We start from the raw sequence: 16,699 nt of genomic DNA, 5'->3' as shown, positions 1-16,699 counted from the left end.
GTCTCGTACGAGCGCGACGCGCTATCCTCGACGGGTGCACCGCGTTGCGCTCGCTGCCGCTCTCCTCGTCGTGAGCGGCGTTGCGTATGCGGACGACGGCCGAGCGTGCCGGCGCGACATCTGCACCGGACGCCGCTGCAAGCGCAACGTCGACCCCAGCATCCACGTGACGCTCGACGGGAGCGCGCGGGAACAAAACGGTCCTTGAGACCACTATCGGGAGCACATGGCCAACCTCGTCCTTGCGATCTTCGGGATTTCTTTGCTGATGATCGTGCACGAGGCCGGGCACTACGTCTTCGCGCGCCTCGCCGGGATGCGCGTCACGACCTTCAGCATCGGGTTCGGGCCCGCGCTCTGGAAGCACAAGCCGAAGGGGAGCCCCACCACGTTCCAGCTCTGCCTCGTCCCCTTCCTCGCCTACGTGCGGATCGCGGGGATGGGCGCGGTGGAAGAGGAGAGCGACCCGAAGGATCCGGGGCTCTACGAGAACAAGAGCCTCCGCGCCCGCGCGCTGACGATCCTCGGCGGCCCGCTCGCGAACTACGCGTTCGCGTCGGTCGCGATCTTCGCGCTCGGCCTCGCCGGGTGGCCCGAGACGCAGGTGACGTCGCCGATGATCGTCGACGCCGTCGTCGAGCCGGCCGCGAGCGCCGGCGTCCGCGCCGGCGACGTCGTCGTCGAGGCGGCGGGGACGCCGGTGCACGACGTCCGCGACCTCGCGAAGGTGACGAGCACGCGCGCGGGGATCGAGACGCCGTACGTCGTCGAGCGGAACGGCGAGCGCCTCGCGCCGATCGTCATCGTCCCCCGCGAAGCGAACGGCCGGGGCGTCATCGGGATCAGCGCGAAGACGACGACCACCACGCGTCGGCTCGGCGTGGGGGAAGCGGCCAAGCTCGCGGTCGTGATGCCCGCCGCGGTGACGGCGCAGAACGTCGCCGGCTTCGCGCACCTCGCGAAGACGCGATCGACCGAGGGCGTGACCGGACCGGTGGGGATGACGAAGGAGGTCGCGGCGCAGGTGGCGCGCGGGCCGTACGCGTTCGTGCTCGTGCTCGTCGCGATCTCGATCGCGCTCGGCTTCTTCAACCTCCTCCCCTTCCCGTTCCTCGACGGCGGGCGGCTCATGTTCCTCGCGTTCGAGCTCATCGCGGGACGCAGGCCCAACCGCACCGGCGAGGCGCTGGTTCACGCGGCGGGGATGCTCATCCTGCTCGGCATCGCCGCGTTGGTGACCTGGCGCGACATCACGGGATGACGCGGACCGTCGCGCGCGCGGTGCACGGCGACGCGCACCCGCGCTCGCCGGGGACCGGGCTCTCGACGTAGTCGAACTGCAGCGTCGTGTTCGTCACGGTCGCGAGCTGGCCGCGGAGGCGCTGCGCGCTGGTCCAGTCGCAGCCGTCGGCCCAGCGGTACGTCGAGCCGGCGCAGAGATCGAGGTCCCGCCCGTCGAAGGTGCCGGAGAAGACCGTCTTTCCGAAGCGCGCCGTCGCGAGGCCGCCGAAGCACTCGAACTCGAGGCGGCCCTCGTTGCCTTCGTCGACGTCGGTGTCGACGAAGCACGAGCCGGCGGAGAGCGTGACCTCCTCGACGCGCAACCTCATGCCGCACGAGAAGAGCGGGCCGCTGCACGTCGCGGGCGGCGGCGGGAGCACGACGTCGCTCCGAGATGCGTCGCTCCGAGATGCGTCGAGGCGCGCCGCGTCGCGCGTCACGCCCGCGTCCACGAAGACGAAAGAGCCGTCGTCGTCCACGTCCGCGCCCTCGCCGAGCGCCGTGCGGGCGCCGCACGCCGCGAGGAGCAAGGGAAAGAGGAGTCGCCGCGTACGCACGCGTCGCGTAGCATATCGGGATGCGGAAGACGGCGTGTGGCCTGCTCGTCCTCGGCTTCCTCCTCGCGTGCGGCTCCTCCGCGGAGGACGACGGCGCCGGCGCGGGCGGGAAGAGCACGCCGAACATCGGCGGCGTCACGCCCGGCGCCGGATGCAAGGCCGACACGAAGGAGGCGTGCGGAAACGGCAAAGACGACGATTGCGACGGACTCGTCGATTGCGCCGATCCCGATTGCTCCGGCGTCGGGAGCTGCCCGGTGTGCGGCGCGGTCGAGCGCCCCGAGGCGACGCCGCTCCCCCTCCCCGACGGCAACGACGGCGAAGGTGTGCCCTACGAGGGGACGCTGAACTTCACCGGCTTCGGCGTCGGCCAGGTGACGAAGGGCGCCGACCTCGTGAAGATCTGCGTGACGATGGAGCACTCGTGGCTCCGCGATCTCGAGATCAAGGTCATCAGCCCCTCCGGTAAGGAGGTCATCCTCTCGGACTTCCGCGGCCGTGACGGCACGCAGATCCGGATGGGCACGCCGAACATGGACGACCTCGTCGACCAGCCGATCGCGGGGACCGGCGCGGAGTACTGCTGGGCGCCCGACGCGCCGAACCCGCCGATGCTCGACTCCGAGGACGCGAAGCCCTCGCTCGAGACCTACTACAAGACGATGACGCCCGGCACGTACCGCCCGGTGACCTCGATGGACGCCCTCGTCGGCAGCGATTTGAACGGCAAATGGACCATCCGCGTGACCGATCGGTGGTCGCTCGACAACGGCTTCATCTTCGGCTGGTCGATCGCCTTCAAGCCCGAGCTCGTGAAGGACTGCTCCGTCCCGATCGCCGACCTCGGCGTGAAGTAGCGAAGTAGTGAAGTAACGCGCGGGATACACCCTGGGGGCCTGGCCGCCCCAGGCGCGCCCCGCGATTTCAGGCTTTTTCTGCGGAACGGCGCGACGGCATCGCGCTTGCTGTCGTTCTGCTCGTGATGCAAAAGGCCGCCGGCTTCGCGATCCTCGTCCTCTCCGGGCTCGTCGCCTGCACCGCCGCACCGGCCGGCGAAGACGCCGACACCGACGTGGACGAAGCGGCGGCCGCGACGGGCCCCGGCTCCATCGCCGGCAAAGGCAAAGGCGGCAAGGACGACGGCGCGACCTGCGACGAGCCGAAGCCCGAGCAGTGCTCCGGCGGCGGCGACGAGGACTGCGACGGCCTCGTCGACTGCGCCGATCCCGACTGCTCCGGCGTCGGCAGCTGTCCGGTCTGCGGCGAGGTCGACAAACCCGAGGCGACGCCGCTCGCGCTCCCGGACGGCAACGACGGCGAGGGCGTGCCCTACGAGTCGAAGCTGAAGTTCAAGGGCTTCGACCCGGACAAGACGATCGCGTCGGAGAAGGACCTCGTGAAGATCTGCGTGACGATGGAGCACTCCTGGCTCCGCGACCTCGAGATCAAGCTGATCAGCCCCGACGGCAAGGAGGCGATCCTCACCGACTTCCGCGGCCGGCAGGGCAACGGCCTCTCGATGGGCGAGCCGAACAGGCTCGACGACAAGGCGCGCCCGGTCGCGGGCAAGGGCGCGGAGTACTGCTGGTCCGCCGACGCGCCGAACCCCGCGATGCTCGACTCGGAGGCGGCGAAGCACAAGATCCTCCCGAAGTCGCTCGCGCCGGGGAGCTACCGCCCTGCGAAGTCGCTCGACTCGCTCGTCGGCAGCGAGCTGAACGGCGAATGGACGCTCCGCGTCACCGACCGCTGGTCGGAGGACAACGGGTTCATCTTCGGATGGTCGATCTCGTTCGACCCGTCGCTCGTCGCCAACTGCACCGCGCCGCTCGTCGAGAGCGACGTGAAGTGATCGGACGTATCTAGCGCTCGGCCCAGACCGCGAGCTCGTTGCCGCTCGGATCGGTGAACTGGAAGCGCCGGCCGCCGGGGAACGCGAACGGCTCCTTCACGATCGCGCCGCCCGCGCTCTTCACCGCCGTGAGCGTCGCGTCGAGGTCGCGCGAGAAGAGGACGACGAGCGGGCCCCCGCGCGCCGGCTTTTCGCCTTGCGCGAGGCCGCCTTGCTCGCGCGTCTCGCCGCGGATGCCGGCGTAGCCGGGGCCGTAGTCGTTGAACGTCCAGCCGAAGGCTTCGCCGTAGAACTGCTTCGCGGCGGCGACGTCGGTGACGGTGATCTCGATGTAGTCGATCGCGTGGTGCGTGTGGGCGGCGGGCTCGGACATGGGGCCGAGGTTACGCGAGTCTTCGGCGCGCGTGCGGGCGGCGCGTCGCCTTCGAGCTGCGCGGCGAGCTTCTTCGGCGCGACCGCGCAGTAGCTCTCGCGGAGCCAGTCGCGCAGCATGGCGACGGGCGCCTTGCCGGGCGGCCAGCTCGCGGAGACCCAGCCCGACTTGCCGAGGCCGTAGCCGGTGGGCTTCACGCCCGGGAGCGTGAGCGCCATCGCGCCCGTGTGCGGGAGCTTCACGGTGAAGAAGAAGTCGTCGCTGTCGGAGCCCGCCTCGGCGCCGGTGCCCATGAAGCAGAAGGCCTTGCCCTTCACCTTCAGCGCGCGGTGGCCCCACGGAAAGTCCTCGGTCGTCTCGGGGAACGAGAGGCCCAGCGCGCGGAGCTTCGCTTCGTCGGGGTTCTTCGGAGATTTCCTCGCCGCCATCAGAGCGGGTGGCGGGCGGTGCAGCGCGCGTCGCCGGCCTCGGAGCGCGCCCACTCGCCGTCCACGCAGCGGTACCACTTCTCGTCCGTGCGCGACTGCACGCAGACGTTCTCCTTCACGTTGCGGCCGAGCGTGGCGCTCGCGCACTCGTTGGCCGCCGCGGGCGGGCCGCCGGCGGCGCCCATCGCGCGCTTGATCGACGGCACGTCCTGGAGCCGCGCGAACTTGAAGCCCGCGGCCTTGAGGCCGGGGACGACGACCTGCTTCATCATGTCGACCGTCTTGCCGTGGATGTCGTGGAAGAGGACGATGCCCTTCCCGTTGCGCTTGATCTCCTGGAGGTAGAGGTCGCCGCAGCGCTGGACGCTGACGCCCTTGCCCCAGCAGTCCCAGTCGGCCGCCGCGTTCGAGGTGAGCGCGCCGCCCTCGTTCCAGAAGATCGAGCCGACGTACTTGCTCATCGCGCTGTTGTTGATCGAGCGCGCGACGCTGCCGTTCCACGCACCGAACGGAGCGCGGATGAACCACGGACCGCGCGGCTGGTACTGCTTGATGACGTCGTCGGTGAGCTGGACCTCGGCGACGACCTTGGCGCTCGACTGCGAGGTGAGCTGGAGATGGTTGTGCGTGTGGTTCGCGAGCTCGTGGCCGTTGTCGACGATCGCCTGGAGCGCCTTCTGGCGGCCCGGCGCGTTCTTGCCGTTGATGAAGAAGGCGGCGGGGATCCCCTCCGACGCGAGGTACTCGGCGAGCTCCTGCGTGCGCGGCCCGGGGCCGTCGTCGAACGTGAGCGACACGGTCTTCGCCGGGAGCTCCGAGCCGTTCAGCTGGCGCTCGCCGACGACCTCGTCTTCCGAGGACCCGTCGCCCGGGATGCCGTCGTCGGCGCCGTCGTCCGTCGCCGTGTCGTCGTCGGTCTCCGCGGAGCAGCCAGCGACCGCGATGCAGCCAGAAGAAGCGACGAGGAGCAGGGCGAGGAGACGACGAGAGACCATGTTCAAGAACCTCCGTGGACGTGTGCCCGAGCTATCAGCACACATCGGACCACCCACCCCGACACGTCTAACCAATGGAAATTGCTCGAGCCGGCCCATGTGGGATCATGAGGGTGGAGGTAGAACTGCGGATCTTTACAGATCCTCGGATCCTCCCTCGTGATCGGATCGATCCGGCACGCGCGCTGCTTCGAGGGAGCGGTATGAAGCGCGTCGTCATGGGCATCGTCGACACTCCTCTTCAGGCCGACCAGGCCGTGCGGCGGCTCGCCGAGTCGGGCATCTCGCCGCGGGACGTCTCCGTCCTCTATCCCGACCGTCACGGCGATCACGACTTCGGCTTCGAGGCGAACACCAAGGCGCCGGAAGGCGCGCTCATGGGCATCGGCTTCGGCGCGATGCTCGGCGCGACGCTCGGCCTCGCCCTCTCGCTCGCCGGCCTCTTCCCTTCGCTGCGCGCGGTCGGCGAGCTCGGGCCCCTCCTCGCCGCGCTCGCCGGCGCCGCGGTCGGCGGCTTCGTCGTCGGCGTCGCCGGCGCGATGCTCGGCGCGACCGTCCCCGAGATCGAGGCCAAGTACTACGAGGGCAAGAGCACCATCGGCAGCATCCTCGTCGCCGTCCACATCCGCAGCGCCAACGACGCCGACGTCGTCCGCGCCGTCCTCGACAGCGTCATCGCCACCGACATCGTCACGACCTCGGAGGCCGCCCTCCCGCAAGCCCGCGCCTGACCCTCAAGACCCGCCTCTCGGGGGGTCCGGGGGCGGCGGAGCGCGCGCCCGCGCGCGGAGCATCCCCCGGCGGGGACTCAAAACACCCGTGGGTCGATCGGGTTCGAGTCGATCGTCGGGTGATCGGGGACGAGCGGCGCGCCCGGGCCTGGGATCGGCTCGAGCTCCTTGTTCGACTTCTTCGGCGCGTCGTCGCCCTCGTCGCGAGCGTCGTCGTCGCCGACACGTTCGCCTTCGGGGCCGGTCGGGCTCGGGTCCTCGCTGCCGCGCTCGGACGTGGGCGTGATGTTCATGCTCGAGCACGGAGCAAGCCTCGTTCCGCTCCCGAGAGGCGGCGGCGCCGGCGCACGCTCACGTCGCCGCGCTGGGCGAAATCGTCCCACGCGCGCGCTTGCCACGCACGACGTGGATGACCGCGGCCGCCGCGATGAGGCCGAGACCGATGAGCTGCGACGTCGAGAGACCGAGGAAGCCGCCGCGATCGTCGCGCCGCAGCACCTCGCACGCGAAGCGAGCGCAAGCGTAGAGCACGAGCGACGCCGCGAAGACCTGCCCGTCGTAGCGCTTCCGCGGGAGCACGACGTAGAGACACACCACCGCGACGAGGAGCGAGAGCGCCGACTCGTAGATCTGCGTCGGATGGACCGGCGCGCTCCACATGCGTGCACTCTGCAATATGTTCGCCTTCGCCTGCGCGTCGCTCGCCGGGCTCCGCGGCGGGAACGAGAGCCCCCACGGCAGCGAGGTCGTCGCGCCGAAGCAGCAGCCCGCGAGGAGGCACCCCATCCGGCCGAAGCCGAGCCCGATCGGGATCGCGAACCCCGCCATGTCCGCCGCCTTCCAGAACGGGAAGCGATCGCGCCGGAGGAGGAACACCGCCGCCACCGTCGCGCCGATGAAGCCGCCGTAATACGTGAGGCCGCCGGCCCAGAACTTCGCCCACGCGAAGCAGTCGCTCTCCTTCGGATGGCAGACGCCGCGCGTCGCGTCCCAGACGCCGTCGTACACGGGCGAGACGCACTCCGCCTTGTCGAACGGCCAGTCGACCTGGCTCGGGTCCGTGCAGAGGTGCACGTACTCCATGAAGTGACCGTCCGCGAGCACGTGCAGGATGCGCGAGCCGACGACGCCGGCGAGGAGCATCGCGAGCCCGAGGTCGACGATCACGTCGGGGTTCAGCCCGATGCGCCGCGCCCAGAGCACGCCGAGGCCCGTCGCGAACACGAAGCCCGACAAGAGGAGGACGAAGTACGACGGGAACCCGACGTCGAAGAGGCGGAATAGCTCCGGCCGCATGCAGCGTTCGCCGAGCATACCACCGCGCTCGACGCCCCTCGGCCCGACCGATACTCTCCCGTGATCGGATGCAGGACACGACGCAGCCCACCTTCTCCGGCGGCGAGCTCCTCGCCGGGAAATACCGCGTCGAGCGCATGATCGGCTCCGGCGGCATGGGCGTCGTCCTCGCCGCGCGCCACGAGGGGCTCAACACCAACGTCGCGATCAAGCTGCTCCGCTCCGTCGCGCTCGACCACACCGACGTGGTCGGCCGCTTCATGCGCGAGGCGCGCGCCGCGGTCAGCCTGCGGAGCGAGCACGTCGCCCGCGTCTTCGACGTCGGCACGCTCGAGGACGGTCGCCCCTACATCGTGATGGAGCGCCTCGAGGGTCAAGACCTCGGCGACGTCTGCGAGGGCCCGACGCTCCCCACCGTCACGGAGGCGGTCGACTACGTGCTCCAGGCCTGCGAGGCGATCGCGGAGGCGCACGCCGCCGGCATCGTCCATCGCGACCTCAAGCCGAAGAACCTCTTCCTCACGCGCTCGGTCGCGGGCAAGCCGCTCGTGAAGGTCCTCGACTTCGGCATCTCGAAGGTCGACCCCTCGACGCCCGGAGAGATGCAGCTCACGAAGACGACCGAGATCATCGGATCGCCGAGCTACATGTCGCCGGAGCAGCTGCGCTCCGCGCGCAACGTCGACGCGCGCACCGACATCTGGGCGCTCGGCGTCATCCTCTACGAGCTCCTCACCGGCCGCATCCCCTTCTACGCCGAGACCGTCACCGAGCTCGTGCTCGTCGTCGTGACCGAGCGCCATCCGTCGATCCGCTCGCACCGGCCGGAGGTGCCGGAGGGGCTCGAGGCCGTCATCGATCGCTGCCTCGCGAAGCAGCCCGAGCACCGCTACCAGAGCGTCCTCGAGCTCGTGCAGGCGCTCGAGCCGTTCCACGGCCTCACGCAGACGTCCGCGACCGACCGCATCCGCGCGGTGAGCTCGAACCGCACCAACGTGCTCGCCGCGACCGCGCCGCTGCCGCCCGGCTCCGTCCCCGGGAGCGGCCCGGTGGTGCTCCCGCTCGTCAGCCCGAGCTCCGGCGCGCTCCCCGCGGCCGAGAACCGCCCGTCCGGACCGGTCAAGGCGCAAGGGACCTCGGTCGCGTGGGGCGAGACCGCGGTGCAGCCGCTCTCGACCATCCCCGTCTCCCCGAAGCCCGCCCTCGTCGCGCGCTCGCCCTACTTCGTCATCGGCGCGGCGGCGATCGCGGCGGGCCTCGTCGTCTCCGCCGGGATCGTGATGTTCACCGGCCGGCCGGATCGAAAGACGCCGCCGCCGCCGATCTCCGCCGGGAACGACAATCCGCTGCCGCCGGGACGGAAGGACCTCCCGCCCGCCGTCACGCCCGCCGCGCCGCCGGTGACGGAGCCGCCCGCCGCGAGCGCGCTGCCCGAGGAGCGAAAGCCCACGCCGCCGCCGGCGGTGAAGTCGGCCGTCCCCGCCGCGCCGAGGCCGCCTCCTCCCGCGCCGAAGCCCGACGACCTCGACGGAATCGGCCGGCGCTGATCGCGCGGGCGCGCTACCGCGCTTCGGCTAGGATGACGCGCCATGCGGCCTCAGCAGCTCGGCGCGGTATGTCTCGTGCTCGGTCTCGTCTTCGCTCCCCGCGTCGCGCACGCGGGCAACGAGGTCGCGGCCGAGACGTTGTTCGACGAGGCGAAGAAGCTCGCCGCGCAGGGGCGGTACGCCGAGGCGTGCCCGATCTTCGCGGAGTCGAACCGCCTCGATCGCGGCGCCGGGACGATGATCCACCTCGCGAACTGCTACGAGAAGAACAAACAGTCCGCGAGCGCGTGGGCCACCTACAAGGAGGCCGCGAGCGCGGCGCAGGCGCTCAACAAGAAGGACTGGGAGAAGCTCGCGAAGGAGCGCGCGGCGGCGCTCGAGCCGAAGCTCGCGCGGCTGACGATCAAGGTCGATCCCTCGAACCACGCGAAGATCGAGGTCACGCGCGACGGCGTCGCGGTCGCGAAGGCGATCTGGGGCGTGTCGATCCCGGTCGACGTCGGCGCCCACCCGATCGAGGCGAAGGCGCCCGGCCACAAGCCGTTCCACACGTCCGCGACGATCGTGAAAGACGGCGAAACCGTGGAGCTCACGATCCCGCGCCTCGAGGCGGAGCCGGAGCCCGAGCCGGCCCCGCCGTCCGAGCCGGTCCCGCCGCCCGCGGTGACGCCTCCGCTTCCTCCGCCCGCCCCGCCGCCCGAGCCGCGCGGCAGCTCGCGCCGCACCCTCGGCTTCATCGTCGGCGGCGTCGGCGTGGCCGGGCTCGCGGTCGGCACCGTCACCGGGCTCATGGCGATCGGCAAGGCCAGCGACGCCAAGGACGTCTGCCCGACCGACGGCGGATGCTCGTCCCGGAGCGCGGTCGACGCGGCCGACTCCGCGCGCACGCTCGGGGCGGTCTCGACCGCAGGGTTCATCGTCGGCGGCGTCGGCCTCGCGGCCGGGGCCGTGCTCGTCTTCACCGCGCCGTCGAAGCGGACCGGCCTCCACGTCGCCCCCAACGCCGGCCCGAACAGCGCCGGCCTCACCGTCCTCGGAGCGTTCTGATGAAACGCACCCGGCTCTTCTTCCTCCTCAGCGTCCTCACCGGCTGCGCCGGCCTCATCGGCGTGCCCGACCTCTCGTTCGAGGAGCCCGAGCCCGACGCCGACGCCGGCGCTGACGGCAACACGGCCGACGGAAACGTCGTCGTCGACGCGACGCCGGTGACGGACAGCACCGTCCCCGACGTGTCGGAGCCGCCGGACGACGCGGGCACCGACGCGGACGCGGCGCTCGAGATCGACTCCGCGACGTGCGACCTCTCGAAGGTCGCGACCGACAAGAACAACTGCGGCGTGTGCGGCAACGTCTGCCTCGGCCCCTCGCAGTGCACGATGGGCACCTGCGACGCAATCCCGATCGCGAGCGTCCCGGCGGCGAGCTTCCGCTACGTCGTCGAGCACGGCGACTGGCTCTTCGCCGCGTCGAGCTACCCGTCGACGGAGTACGGGATCTGGCGGATCTCGAAGACGAGCGGCAACCCCGTCCAGATCGTGAGCTTCCAGTACACGCAGGCGCCGGTCATCGTCGGCGATCGCCTCTATTTCCTCGTCTACGACTACGTGTACGACGACGCCGGTCGGAACGGCGGCCTCTGGTACTGCGATCTCGCGGACGCGGAGACCGCCGACACGTGCACGCCGCACCTCGTCGAGATCGCCGACAACCCGCTCGCGATCGCCGCCCACGACGGCGTCCTCTATTACGCCGACTACAACAGCCGCCTCCACAAGTGGGTCCCCGACGGCGGACCCGACGCGGGCGGCGCGCCGATCGACCTCAACGTCGTCAACGGGCCGGACTTCATCCACGTCGACGCGAACGACACGTTCTACAGCGCGACCGCGGTCGGCCGCACCATCCTCGGGAAGATCAACGCGCTCGGGACGCAAGGGACGGCGATCGCCGAGTACAGCACGTTCGCCCGCCTCGGCGGCCCCGGCAACGTGACGACGACGGGGAGCTCCGTCATCGCCGCGTTCTTCGACGACGGCATCGCCGGCGAACAAGGCGGCGAGCTCCGGCGGATGACGCGCACCGGCACGACCGAGTGCTCCTACGGCGCCGGCACCGACGGCGGCGTCTATCGTCCGCACGGCATCTACCTCGAAGGGAGCCGCCTCTACTGGACGAACCTCGGCGATCCGTACTTCCCCTACTTCGGCGGCTCGATCGCGATGTGCCCCGTCGACGGCTGCTGCACGGACCCGAAGATCCTCTGGCGCGGCGTCGGCGCGCCGAGCGGCATCACCGCCGACGCGACGTACGTCTACTGGGTCAACTGGAACAACGGCGAAGTCTGGAAAGTGCAGAAGCCATGACGAACTACACCCTCGGTGTCCTCGGCGGGAGCGGCCTCTACGAGATGGAGGGCCTCCGCGACGTGCAGGAGCTCGACGTCGACACGCCCTACGGCAAGCCGAGCGACGTGCTCGTGATGGGCACCTTCGAGAACGGGACGCAGATCCTCTTCCTCCCGCGGCACGGCCGCGGCCACCGCATCCCGCCGCATCAGATCAACTTCCGCGCGAACGTGTGCGCGCTGAAGAAGGCGGGCGCGACGCACCTCGTGAGCGTGAGCGCGGTCGGATCGATGAAGGAGGAGATCGCGCCCGGCCACCTCGTCGTGCCGGACCAGTTCATCGACCTCACGAAGCGGCGCATCACGACGTTCTTCGAGGACGGCGTCGCGGGGCACGTCCCGTTCGCGGACCCGGTCTGCAAGCTCATGGGCCCGGCCGTCGCCGACGCCGCCGACAAGGCCGGCGCGAAGGTCCACCGCGGCGGCACGTACATCTGCATGGAGGGCCCGCAGTTCTCGACCCGCGCGGAGAGCCGCGTCTACCGGACGTGGGGCGTCAGCGTGATCGGGATGACCTCGATGCCGGAGGCGAAGCTCGCGCGCGAGGCGGAGCTGCCGTTCGCGACCCTCGCGCTCGCGACCGACTACGACTGCTGGCACGAGCACCACGACGCGGTGACGGTCGAGCAGGTCGTCGCCACGATGAAGGGCAACGTCGTGCTCGCGAAGAAGACCCTCGTCGCCCTCGCCGGCATGCTCCCGGACCCGACGAAGAGCATCGCGCACCAAGCTTCGCGCGGCGCGGTGATGACGGCCGGTACGGCGGTGTCGCCCGAGGCCCGCGCGCGCCTTTCCTGGCTCATGGACCTCTAGTAAGAGACTCGGCACAACATGAAGAAAGAGTCTGCGCTCATCGTCGGGTCCCTCGCGTTCGACGACCTCGAGATGCCTACGGGCGTGTTCAACGACGTCCTCGGCGGCGCGGCGACGTACTCGTCGATCACGGCGTCGCTCCTCACGCCGGTCCGCCTCGTCGGCGTCGTCGGCAACGACTTCCCCGGCGCCGTGCTCGAGGACCTGAAGCGGCGCGGCGTCGACACCGCGGGGGTGGAGCACGCCGACGGCAAGACGTTCCGCTGGCGCGGCCGCTACTCGCCCGACCTCGCGAGCCGCACGACGCTCGACACGCAGCTCAACGTCTTCGCCGACTTCCGCCCGAAGATCCCGCCGCAGTTCCGCGCGACGCCGTTCGTGCTGCTCGGCAACATCCACCCCGCGCTCCAGCTCGAGGTGCTCGCCCAGATCGAGAAGCCGAAGCTCGTGATGGCGGACACGATGAACTTCTGGATCACGGGCGAGCCCAAGCTCCTCGGTGAGGTCCTGAAGAAGGTCGACATGCTCGTCATCAACGACGAGGAGGCGCGCGACCTCACCGGCATCCACAACATCGTGAAGGCGGCGGCGGACATCCGGAAGCGCGGCCCCTCCCGCCTCATCATCAAGCGCGGCGAGCACGGCGCGCTCTACTTCGACGCGGCGGGGATGTTCTTCGCCCCCGCCTACCCGCTCGAGGAGGTGCTCGACCCGACCGGCGCGGGCGACTCCTTCGCCGGCGGCCTCCTCGGCTACATCGCGCGCGCGGGCGAGGTCGACCACCAGACGATCCGCCGTGCGATCTACTTCGGCTCCGCGCTCGGCTCCTTCTGCGTCGAGGGCATCGGCCCGAAGCGCCTCCTCGACGTGACGCCGAGGGACCTCGCCGAGCGGATGAAGCTCTTCACCTCCCTGGTCGACACGGGCGGCCCCGTCGCGCTCGGGGAGTGACGTTCAGTTCGTCGCGTCGGGCTCCGGCGGCTGCTGCGGGCGGGCGGCCTTGGTGCGCGCGATGAGGTCCGTGTCCGTGCGGAGGACGCCGGCGCCGGAGAGATCGGCCCAGGTGAGCTCGTACGAGGCGTCCATCCCGCCGAAGACGTGCGGGAGCATGTTCGCGAGGTCGATGCGGATGCCGCTGCCGCTGACGAGGAAGCCGCGGAGCTCGGACACGTCGGCGGGGCGCGGGTCGCCGTCGTCGGTGTAGCTCTGGAAGTAGTAGCCCGCGAACTCCTTCATCATCTCCTTGTGGGCCGCGTCGGCGGGCTCGACGCCGATCTCCTTCCCCTCGTCGTCGTAGACCGGGACCGTCGACGTCTCGATCTTCGCGTTCACGAGCTCGCGGAAGCAGAAGTCCGAAGGGAATCCAATCTACGCCTTTCTCGCGGCTGCGGTGGGCGTTGCCGCGGGTGAACTCGCCGCGGCAGAGACGCGCCACGAGGATGCCCTCGCCCACGCCGCTGCGTGCGATGCCGAGCTGGCTGAGGAACGCAAGGTGCCGCAGCGTGACGCGGAACGATTCTCCTCGTTGAGTCGTGCCTGCGAGAACGCGCGCGAGACGGTCCTCCGAGCGAAAGCGGAAGTGGACCGCGCGGACTCGCAACTCCGAGCCGCGGAGCAGAACCGAGATGTTCTTGGCTCCGTCGCCGCGGGTGGGAAGGGTGAGGTTGACGCGGCGAGAGAATCCCTGTCGACAGCGATGGCTGCGAGGGACGCCATCGCGTCGGAGCTGACTGCGGCGGAGTCGGACTTCGCGAAGGTGCAGGCGCAGACGAGCAAGGCGGAGTCGGCATTCGATGCCGATCCGACGAAGCGGGCCGAAGTGCTCAAGGCGCAGGATGCGGAGCGCGGCGCGAACGCCGACCTGCAGCGCGCGCGCCGACTCCTGACGCCCAAGCTCGACGCCGCGACCAATCGGGTCCGTGATGCGGAGCGATGCCTTAGCGCCGCTGAATCGGCGCTCGCGCGCTACTCGGCAGCGCTCGAGGTCGCTCAGCTCACGAGCGACTTCCGGGCGCGCGAGGAAGCGATCGGCGCGAAGATGGTGCAGGCACGCCGTCAGCTCGTTCGCGCGTTCGTCGAGCATCGCTCGATGCTCGACGAGCACGCGCAGCACGCCGAGCGTGTTCGTGATGCGTGCGCGCGCGCAGGCATCGCAGCCCCTCTGGCGCGATGTCCGTCCGTGGAGTCGCTCGATGCACGCGCGCATCAAGCTGCGAAGGATGAATTCGCGGCCGCGACCCGTGGCGCAGCGCAGAGCGAGCCGAGCCACTATGCAATCGTGACCGCGATCACCTTTGCGTTCGGGCGCTGGGTGTGACGGCGCGCGTCGAAATATTTCGCGCCGGACCGCAGACCGCGTCGAATGGGGAGGTCGTCGATCTGTCGACTGCTGATCTCGATGCCGCGGCGCTCGCCTACGAGCCTCGTCTTCGCGAGGCGCCGATTGTCATCGGGCATCCGCACGATGACACACCGACCTACGGGCGGGTCGAGTCGCTCGAACGGAGCGGCAACGTCCTCGTGGCCGAGGTCGGGCGCTTGAATCATGACTTCGTCGAAGCGGTTCGCGAGGGGCGATACACCAAGGTCTCGGCCTCCTTCTTTACACCCGACGCGTTCGCCAATCCGCATCCGGGTCGGTGGTACTTGAAGCACGTGGGCTTCCTCGGCGCGGCGGCTCCGGCCGTGAAGGGCCTGCGTGCGGTGGCCTTCGTCGAAGATGGCGCGCCATCCTTCGTCGAAGCGGTGCATGCCGTCGGAGCGGACCTTCGAGCGTTCGGCATCTTCCTCCGCCGCTTCGCCCCGACGGCCTACTTCGTCGAGGAGAGGCTGCTCCCGAGGGAAGGGGCTTCCGCGCAGGGATGGCGCGCGCCGATCGTCGTTCCGCCTTCGAAGATGGCGAACCAGCCGTTCGCTATCGTCGTGCCCGAGCTTGGAGACGACGGGACGGTCTATGACCGATTCATAGAGGCCGACGCCGTGGACGCGGTTCCTGTCCGGGCAGGCAAGGCGTACGGCAATGAGAACCCGGAACTGGACCATGACAGGATCGAGCGCCAAGCGCAGCTCTATCAAGTCGCGCAGCGACTGAAGGGCATCGACATCCGCATCGAGGACGCCGTCGAGCACGTGACCGACGTAGCGCTCGCGTCGGAGCGATACCGCAAGAAGGCGCGTGCGGCCGGGCGTGACGTCTCTCCCGCTGAGGCCTACGGATACGTCGTCAGACTGCTAGGCAAGGACTGGGCGACCGTCCGTGACTTCACCGCCGACGACGAGCTCGGGGCGGAGACCGTCGCTGCGGCGTCATCGCTCTTCATCGCTGACCTTCGACGGCACGACGTCTTCGTATCTACCAGCCAAGCAGTCCGAACCACCGAGCAGTTCCTTCGCCGCGCTGGCTCGCTAGGCGGGGCGATGATCCGCGAAGCGGTTGCCGGGACGCGCTTGGGCGCGTTGAGGTTTCGATGAAGAGTCGGCCCCCGCCACGTGCGGTTGAACACGTCGCGATTCCGGATCGCGACACATGGCCCGACTCGATGCTTGCCCTGTCGGACCTGATCGGGCCGGAGCTGACGTTGAAGCTTACAGATGCGTGCGGCGGTGTCGACGCTCATATCCCGCGCAAACCAACCGCCAGCGCCTCGCATCCGTGGGCCGAGGTTCTTGGTGAAACAGCCTGGTCGAAGGTGTGCGCGGCGTTTGGGGGCGAGCGGTTTTCTCTGCCGCGCGGGACAAGGACGAAACTCCAGAAGCGGCGCGTGTACGAGCTACACAGCGAGGGCGTCTCGAATCGGCAGATCGCTGTGCAACTGCGCATCACAGCGCGGTACGTGCGCCTCCTGCTCAATCGAGCCGGTCTCCGTCAGCCGCGAGGGCAGCATCGCGCGCGGCACGTCAACGAGTCCGGGTAAGCGGGTCGCGACGCACCACGACCGACAGGCGCCCCGACAGGCGCCCGACCCCGGCCCTTCGCATCGTGACCCCGACACTACTGACATGAATTCTGACTCACGCGGCGGCGGCGGCACTGACAGCAATTCTGACTCACCCTGACAGGAACTCTGTCCCGCGACATCAAGAAGCGCCTCGAGCGCGCGCGCGCGACGCTGAAGGAGTCGGTGCTCGAGCGGTTCGCGAGCGCGGTCGGCCGGAGCGCGCCGACGGCGGCGTTCACCGCCGGGGTCGTCGCGCTCGTCGCCTCCCCCAAGGCGGCCGCCGCCGCGACCGCGACCGCGACCGCGACCGCGACGAGCGCGACCAAGGCCGCGGGCGCGGCGGCGGCGGCGAAGGGCGGCTTCGTCGTGACCGCGTCCGCGATCGTCACCGTCTGCGCGCTCTTGATCGCGCTGGTCGGATGGCTCGTGACCCCGGCGGGCTGGCCCGGATCGACCACGACCGCCGGCGCGACCGGCGGAGCCG

At 70.1% G+C, this 16,699-nt stretch carries 19 protein-coding genes; 13 read left to right on the top strand and 6 right to left on the bottom strand.

What is annotated here, in order from left to right:
- Positions 1-226 precede the first annotated feature (226 nt).
- The gene (locus KF837_29385) at positions 227-1,261 is read left to right on the top strand and encodes a site-2 protease family protein (protein ID MBX3231475.1); all 1,035 of its coding nucleotides are present in this window, start codon (positions 227-229) and stop codon (positions 1,259-1,261) included.
- Here KF837_29385 and KF837_29380 read toward each other — a convergent pair.
- Positions 1,251-1,838: a hypothetical protein gene (locus tag KF837_29380; protein MBX3231474.1), complete on the bottom strand. Its 588-nt coding sequence runs from the start codon at positions 1,836-1,838 to the stop codon at positions 1,251-1,253. The genes KF837_29385 and KF837_29380 overlap by 11 nt on opposite strands.
- 20 nt (positions 1,839-1,858) lie before the next feature.
- On the opposite strand from KF837_29380, the gene KF837_29375 reads away from it, so the two are divergent.
- Together KF837_29375 and KF837_29370 are read left to right on the top strand one after the other, a co-directional pair.
- Positions 1,859-2,695, top strand: a complete 837-nt coding sequence (locus KF837_29375) for a proprotein convertase P-domain-containing protein (protein MBX3231473.1) — start codon at positions 1,859-1,861, stop codon at positions 2,693-2,695.
- Between the two features lie 122 nt (positions 2,696-2,817).
- The gene (locus KF837_29370; GenBank protein MBX3231472.1) at positions 2,818-3,690 is read left to right on the top strand and encodes a proprotein convertase P-domain-containing protein; all 873 of its coding nucleotides are present in this window, start codon (positions 2,818-2,820) and stop codon (positions 3,688-3,690) included.
- A gap of 10 nt (positions 3,691-3,700) precedes the next feature.
- Here KF837_29370 and KF837_29365 read toward each other — a convergent pair whose 3' ends face one another.
- Positions 3,701-4,063, bottom strand: coding sequence for a VOC family protein (locus tag KF837_29365; protein ID MBX3231471.1), 363 nt, complete (start codon positions 4,061-4,063; stop codon positions 3,701-3,703).
- Between the two features lie 427 nt (positions 4,064-4,490).
- Positions 4,491-5,486 (bottom strand): polysaccharide deacetylase family protein, encoded by a 996-nt coding sequence (locus KF837_29360; protein MBX3231470.1) that lies wholly within the window; start codon positions 5,484-5,486, stop codon positions 4,491-4,493.
- A 203-nt stretch (positions 5,487-5,689) separates the two neighbouring features.
- Between KF837_29360 and KF837_29355 the strand changes: the two genes are divergently transcribed.
- The gene (locus KF837_29355) at positions 5,690-6,217 is read left to right on the top strand and encodes a DUF3341 domain-containing protein (GenBank protein MBX3231469.1); all 528 of its coding nucleotides are present in this window, start codon (positions 5,690-5,692) and stop codon (positions 6,215-6,217) included.
- Between the two features lie 77 nt (positions 6,218-6,294).
- On the opposite strand, the gene KF837_29350 is transcribed toward KF837_29355, so the two are convergent.
- Complete coding sequence (locus tag KF837_29350) at positions 6,295-6,510, bottom strand: hypothetical protein (protein MBX3231468.1); 216 nt, start codon at positions 6,508-6,510, stop codon at positions 6,295-6,297.
- A 58-nt stretch (positions 6,511-6,568) separates the two neighbouring features.
- Positions 6,569-7,513: a prolipoprotein diacylglyceryl transferase gene (locus KF837_29345; protein ID MBX3231467.1), complete on the bottom strand. Its 945-nt coding sequence runs from the start codon at positions 7,511-7,513 to the stop codon at positions 6,569-6,571.
- Positions 7,514-7,581: 68 nt separating this feature from the next.
- Here KF837_29345 and KF837_29340 point away from each other — a divergent pair, with 68 nt between their 5' ends.
- From KF837_29340 to KF837_29320, 5 genes are read left to right on the top strand one after another with little or no spacing between them, the layout of a single operon-like run.
- Positions 7,582-9,060: a protein kinase gene (locus KF837_29340; protein MBX3231466.1), complete on the top strand. Its 1,479-nt coding sequence runs from the start codon at positions 7,582-7,584 to the stop codon at positions 9,058-9,060.
- Positions 9,061-9,102: 42 nt separating this feature from the next.
- Entirely contained in the window at positions 9,103-10,107 is a 1,005-nt protein-coding gene (locus KF837_29335; GenBank protein MBX3231465.1) for a hypothetical protein, read from the top strand.
- A complete protein-coding gene (locus tag KF837_29330) occupies positions 10,107-11,423 on the top strand; it encodes a hypothetical protein (protein MBX3231464.1) in 1,317 nt (438 codons plus the stop codon). The genes KF837_29335 and KF837_29330 overlap by 1 nt, the downstream gene beginning before the upstream one ends.
- On the top strand, positions 11,420-12,277 hold the full coding sequence (mtnP, locus tag KF837_29325; GenBank protein ID MBX3231463.1) for an S-methyl-5'-thioadenosine phosphorylase: 858 nt from the start codon (positions 11,420-11,422) through the stop codon (positions 12,275-12,277). The genes KF837_29330 and mtnP overlap by 4 nt, the downstream gene beginning before the upstream one ends.
- A gap of 18 nt (positions 12,278-12,295) precedes the next feature.
- Positions 12,296-13,228: a sugar kinase gene (locus tag KF837_29320; protein MBX3231462.1), complete on the top strand. Its 933-nt coding sequence runs from the start codon at positions 12,296-12,298 to the stop codon at positions 13,226-13,228.
- Positions 13,229-13,231: 3 nt separating this feature from the next.
- On the opposite strand, the gene KF837_29315 is transcribed toward KF837_29320, so the two are convergent.
- Positions 13,232-13,609: a hypothetical protein gene (locus KF837_29315; protein ID MBX3231461.1), complete on the bottom strand. Its 378-nt coding sequence runs from the start codon at positions 13,607-13,609 to the stop codon at positions 13,232-13,234.
- Positions 13,610-13,667: 58 nt separating this feature from the next.
- Here KF837_29315 and KF837_29310 point away from each other — a divergent pair, with 58 nt between their 5' ends.
- The 4 genes from KF837_29310 to KF837_29295 all read left to right on the top strand — a co-directional run.
- Complete coding sequence (locus KF837_29310; protein MBX3231460.1) at positions 13,668-14,594, top strand: hypothetical protein; 927 nt, start codon at positions 13,668-13,670, stop codon at positions 14,592-14,594.
- Entirely contained in the window at positions 14,591-15,748 is a 1,158-nt protein-coding gene (locus KF837_29305; GenBank protein ID MBX3231459.1) for a hypothetical protein, read from the top strand. Before KF837_29310 ends, KF837_29305 begins: the two co-directional genes overlap by 4 nt.
- Complete coding sequence (locus KF837_29300) at positions 15,745-16,191, top strand: hypothetical protein (protein MBX3231458.1); 447 nt, start codon at positions 15,745-15,747, stop codon at positions 16,189-16,191. Before KF837_29305 ends, KF837_29300 begins: the two co-directional genes overlap by 4 nt.
- Positions 16,192-16,398: 207 nt before the next feature.
- The coding region (locus KF837_29295) for a hypothetical protein (protein ID MBX3231457.1) at positions 16,399-16,699 on the top strand (301 nt) is incomplete at its 3' end.

The sequence above is a fragment of the Labilithrix sp. genome (assembly GCA_019637155.1).
GTDB lineage: Bacteria > Myxococcota_A > Polyangia > Polyangiales > Polyangiaceae > Labilithrix.
This window is presented reverse-complemented; position numbering and strand designations above follow the sequence as displayed.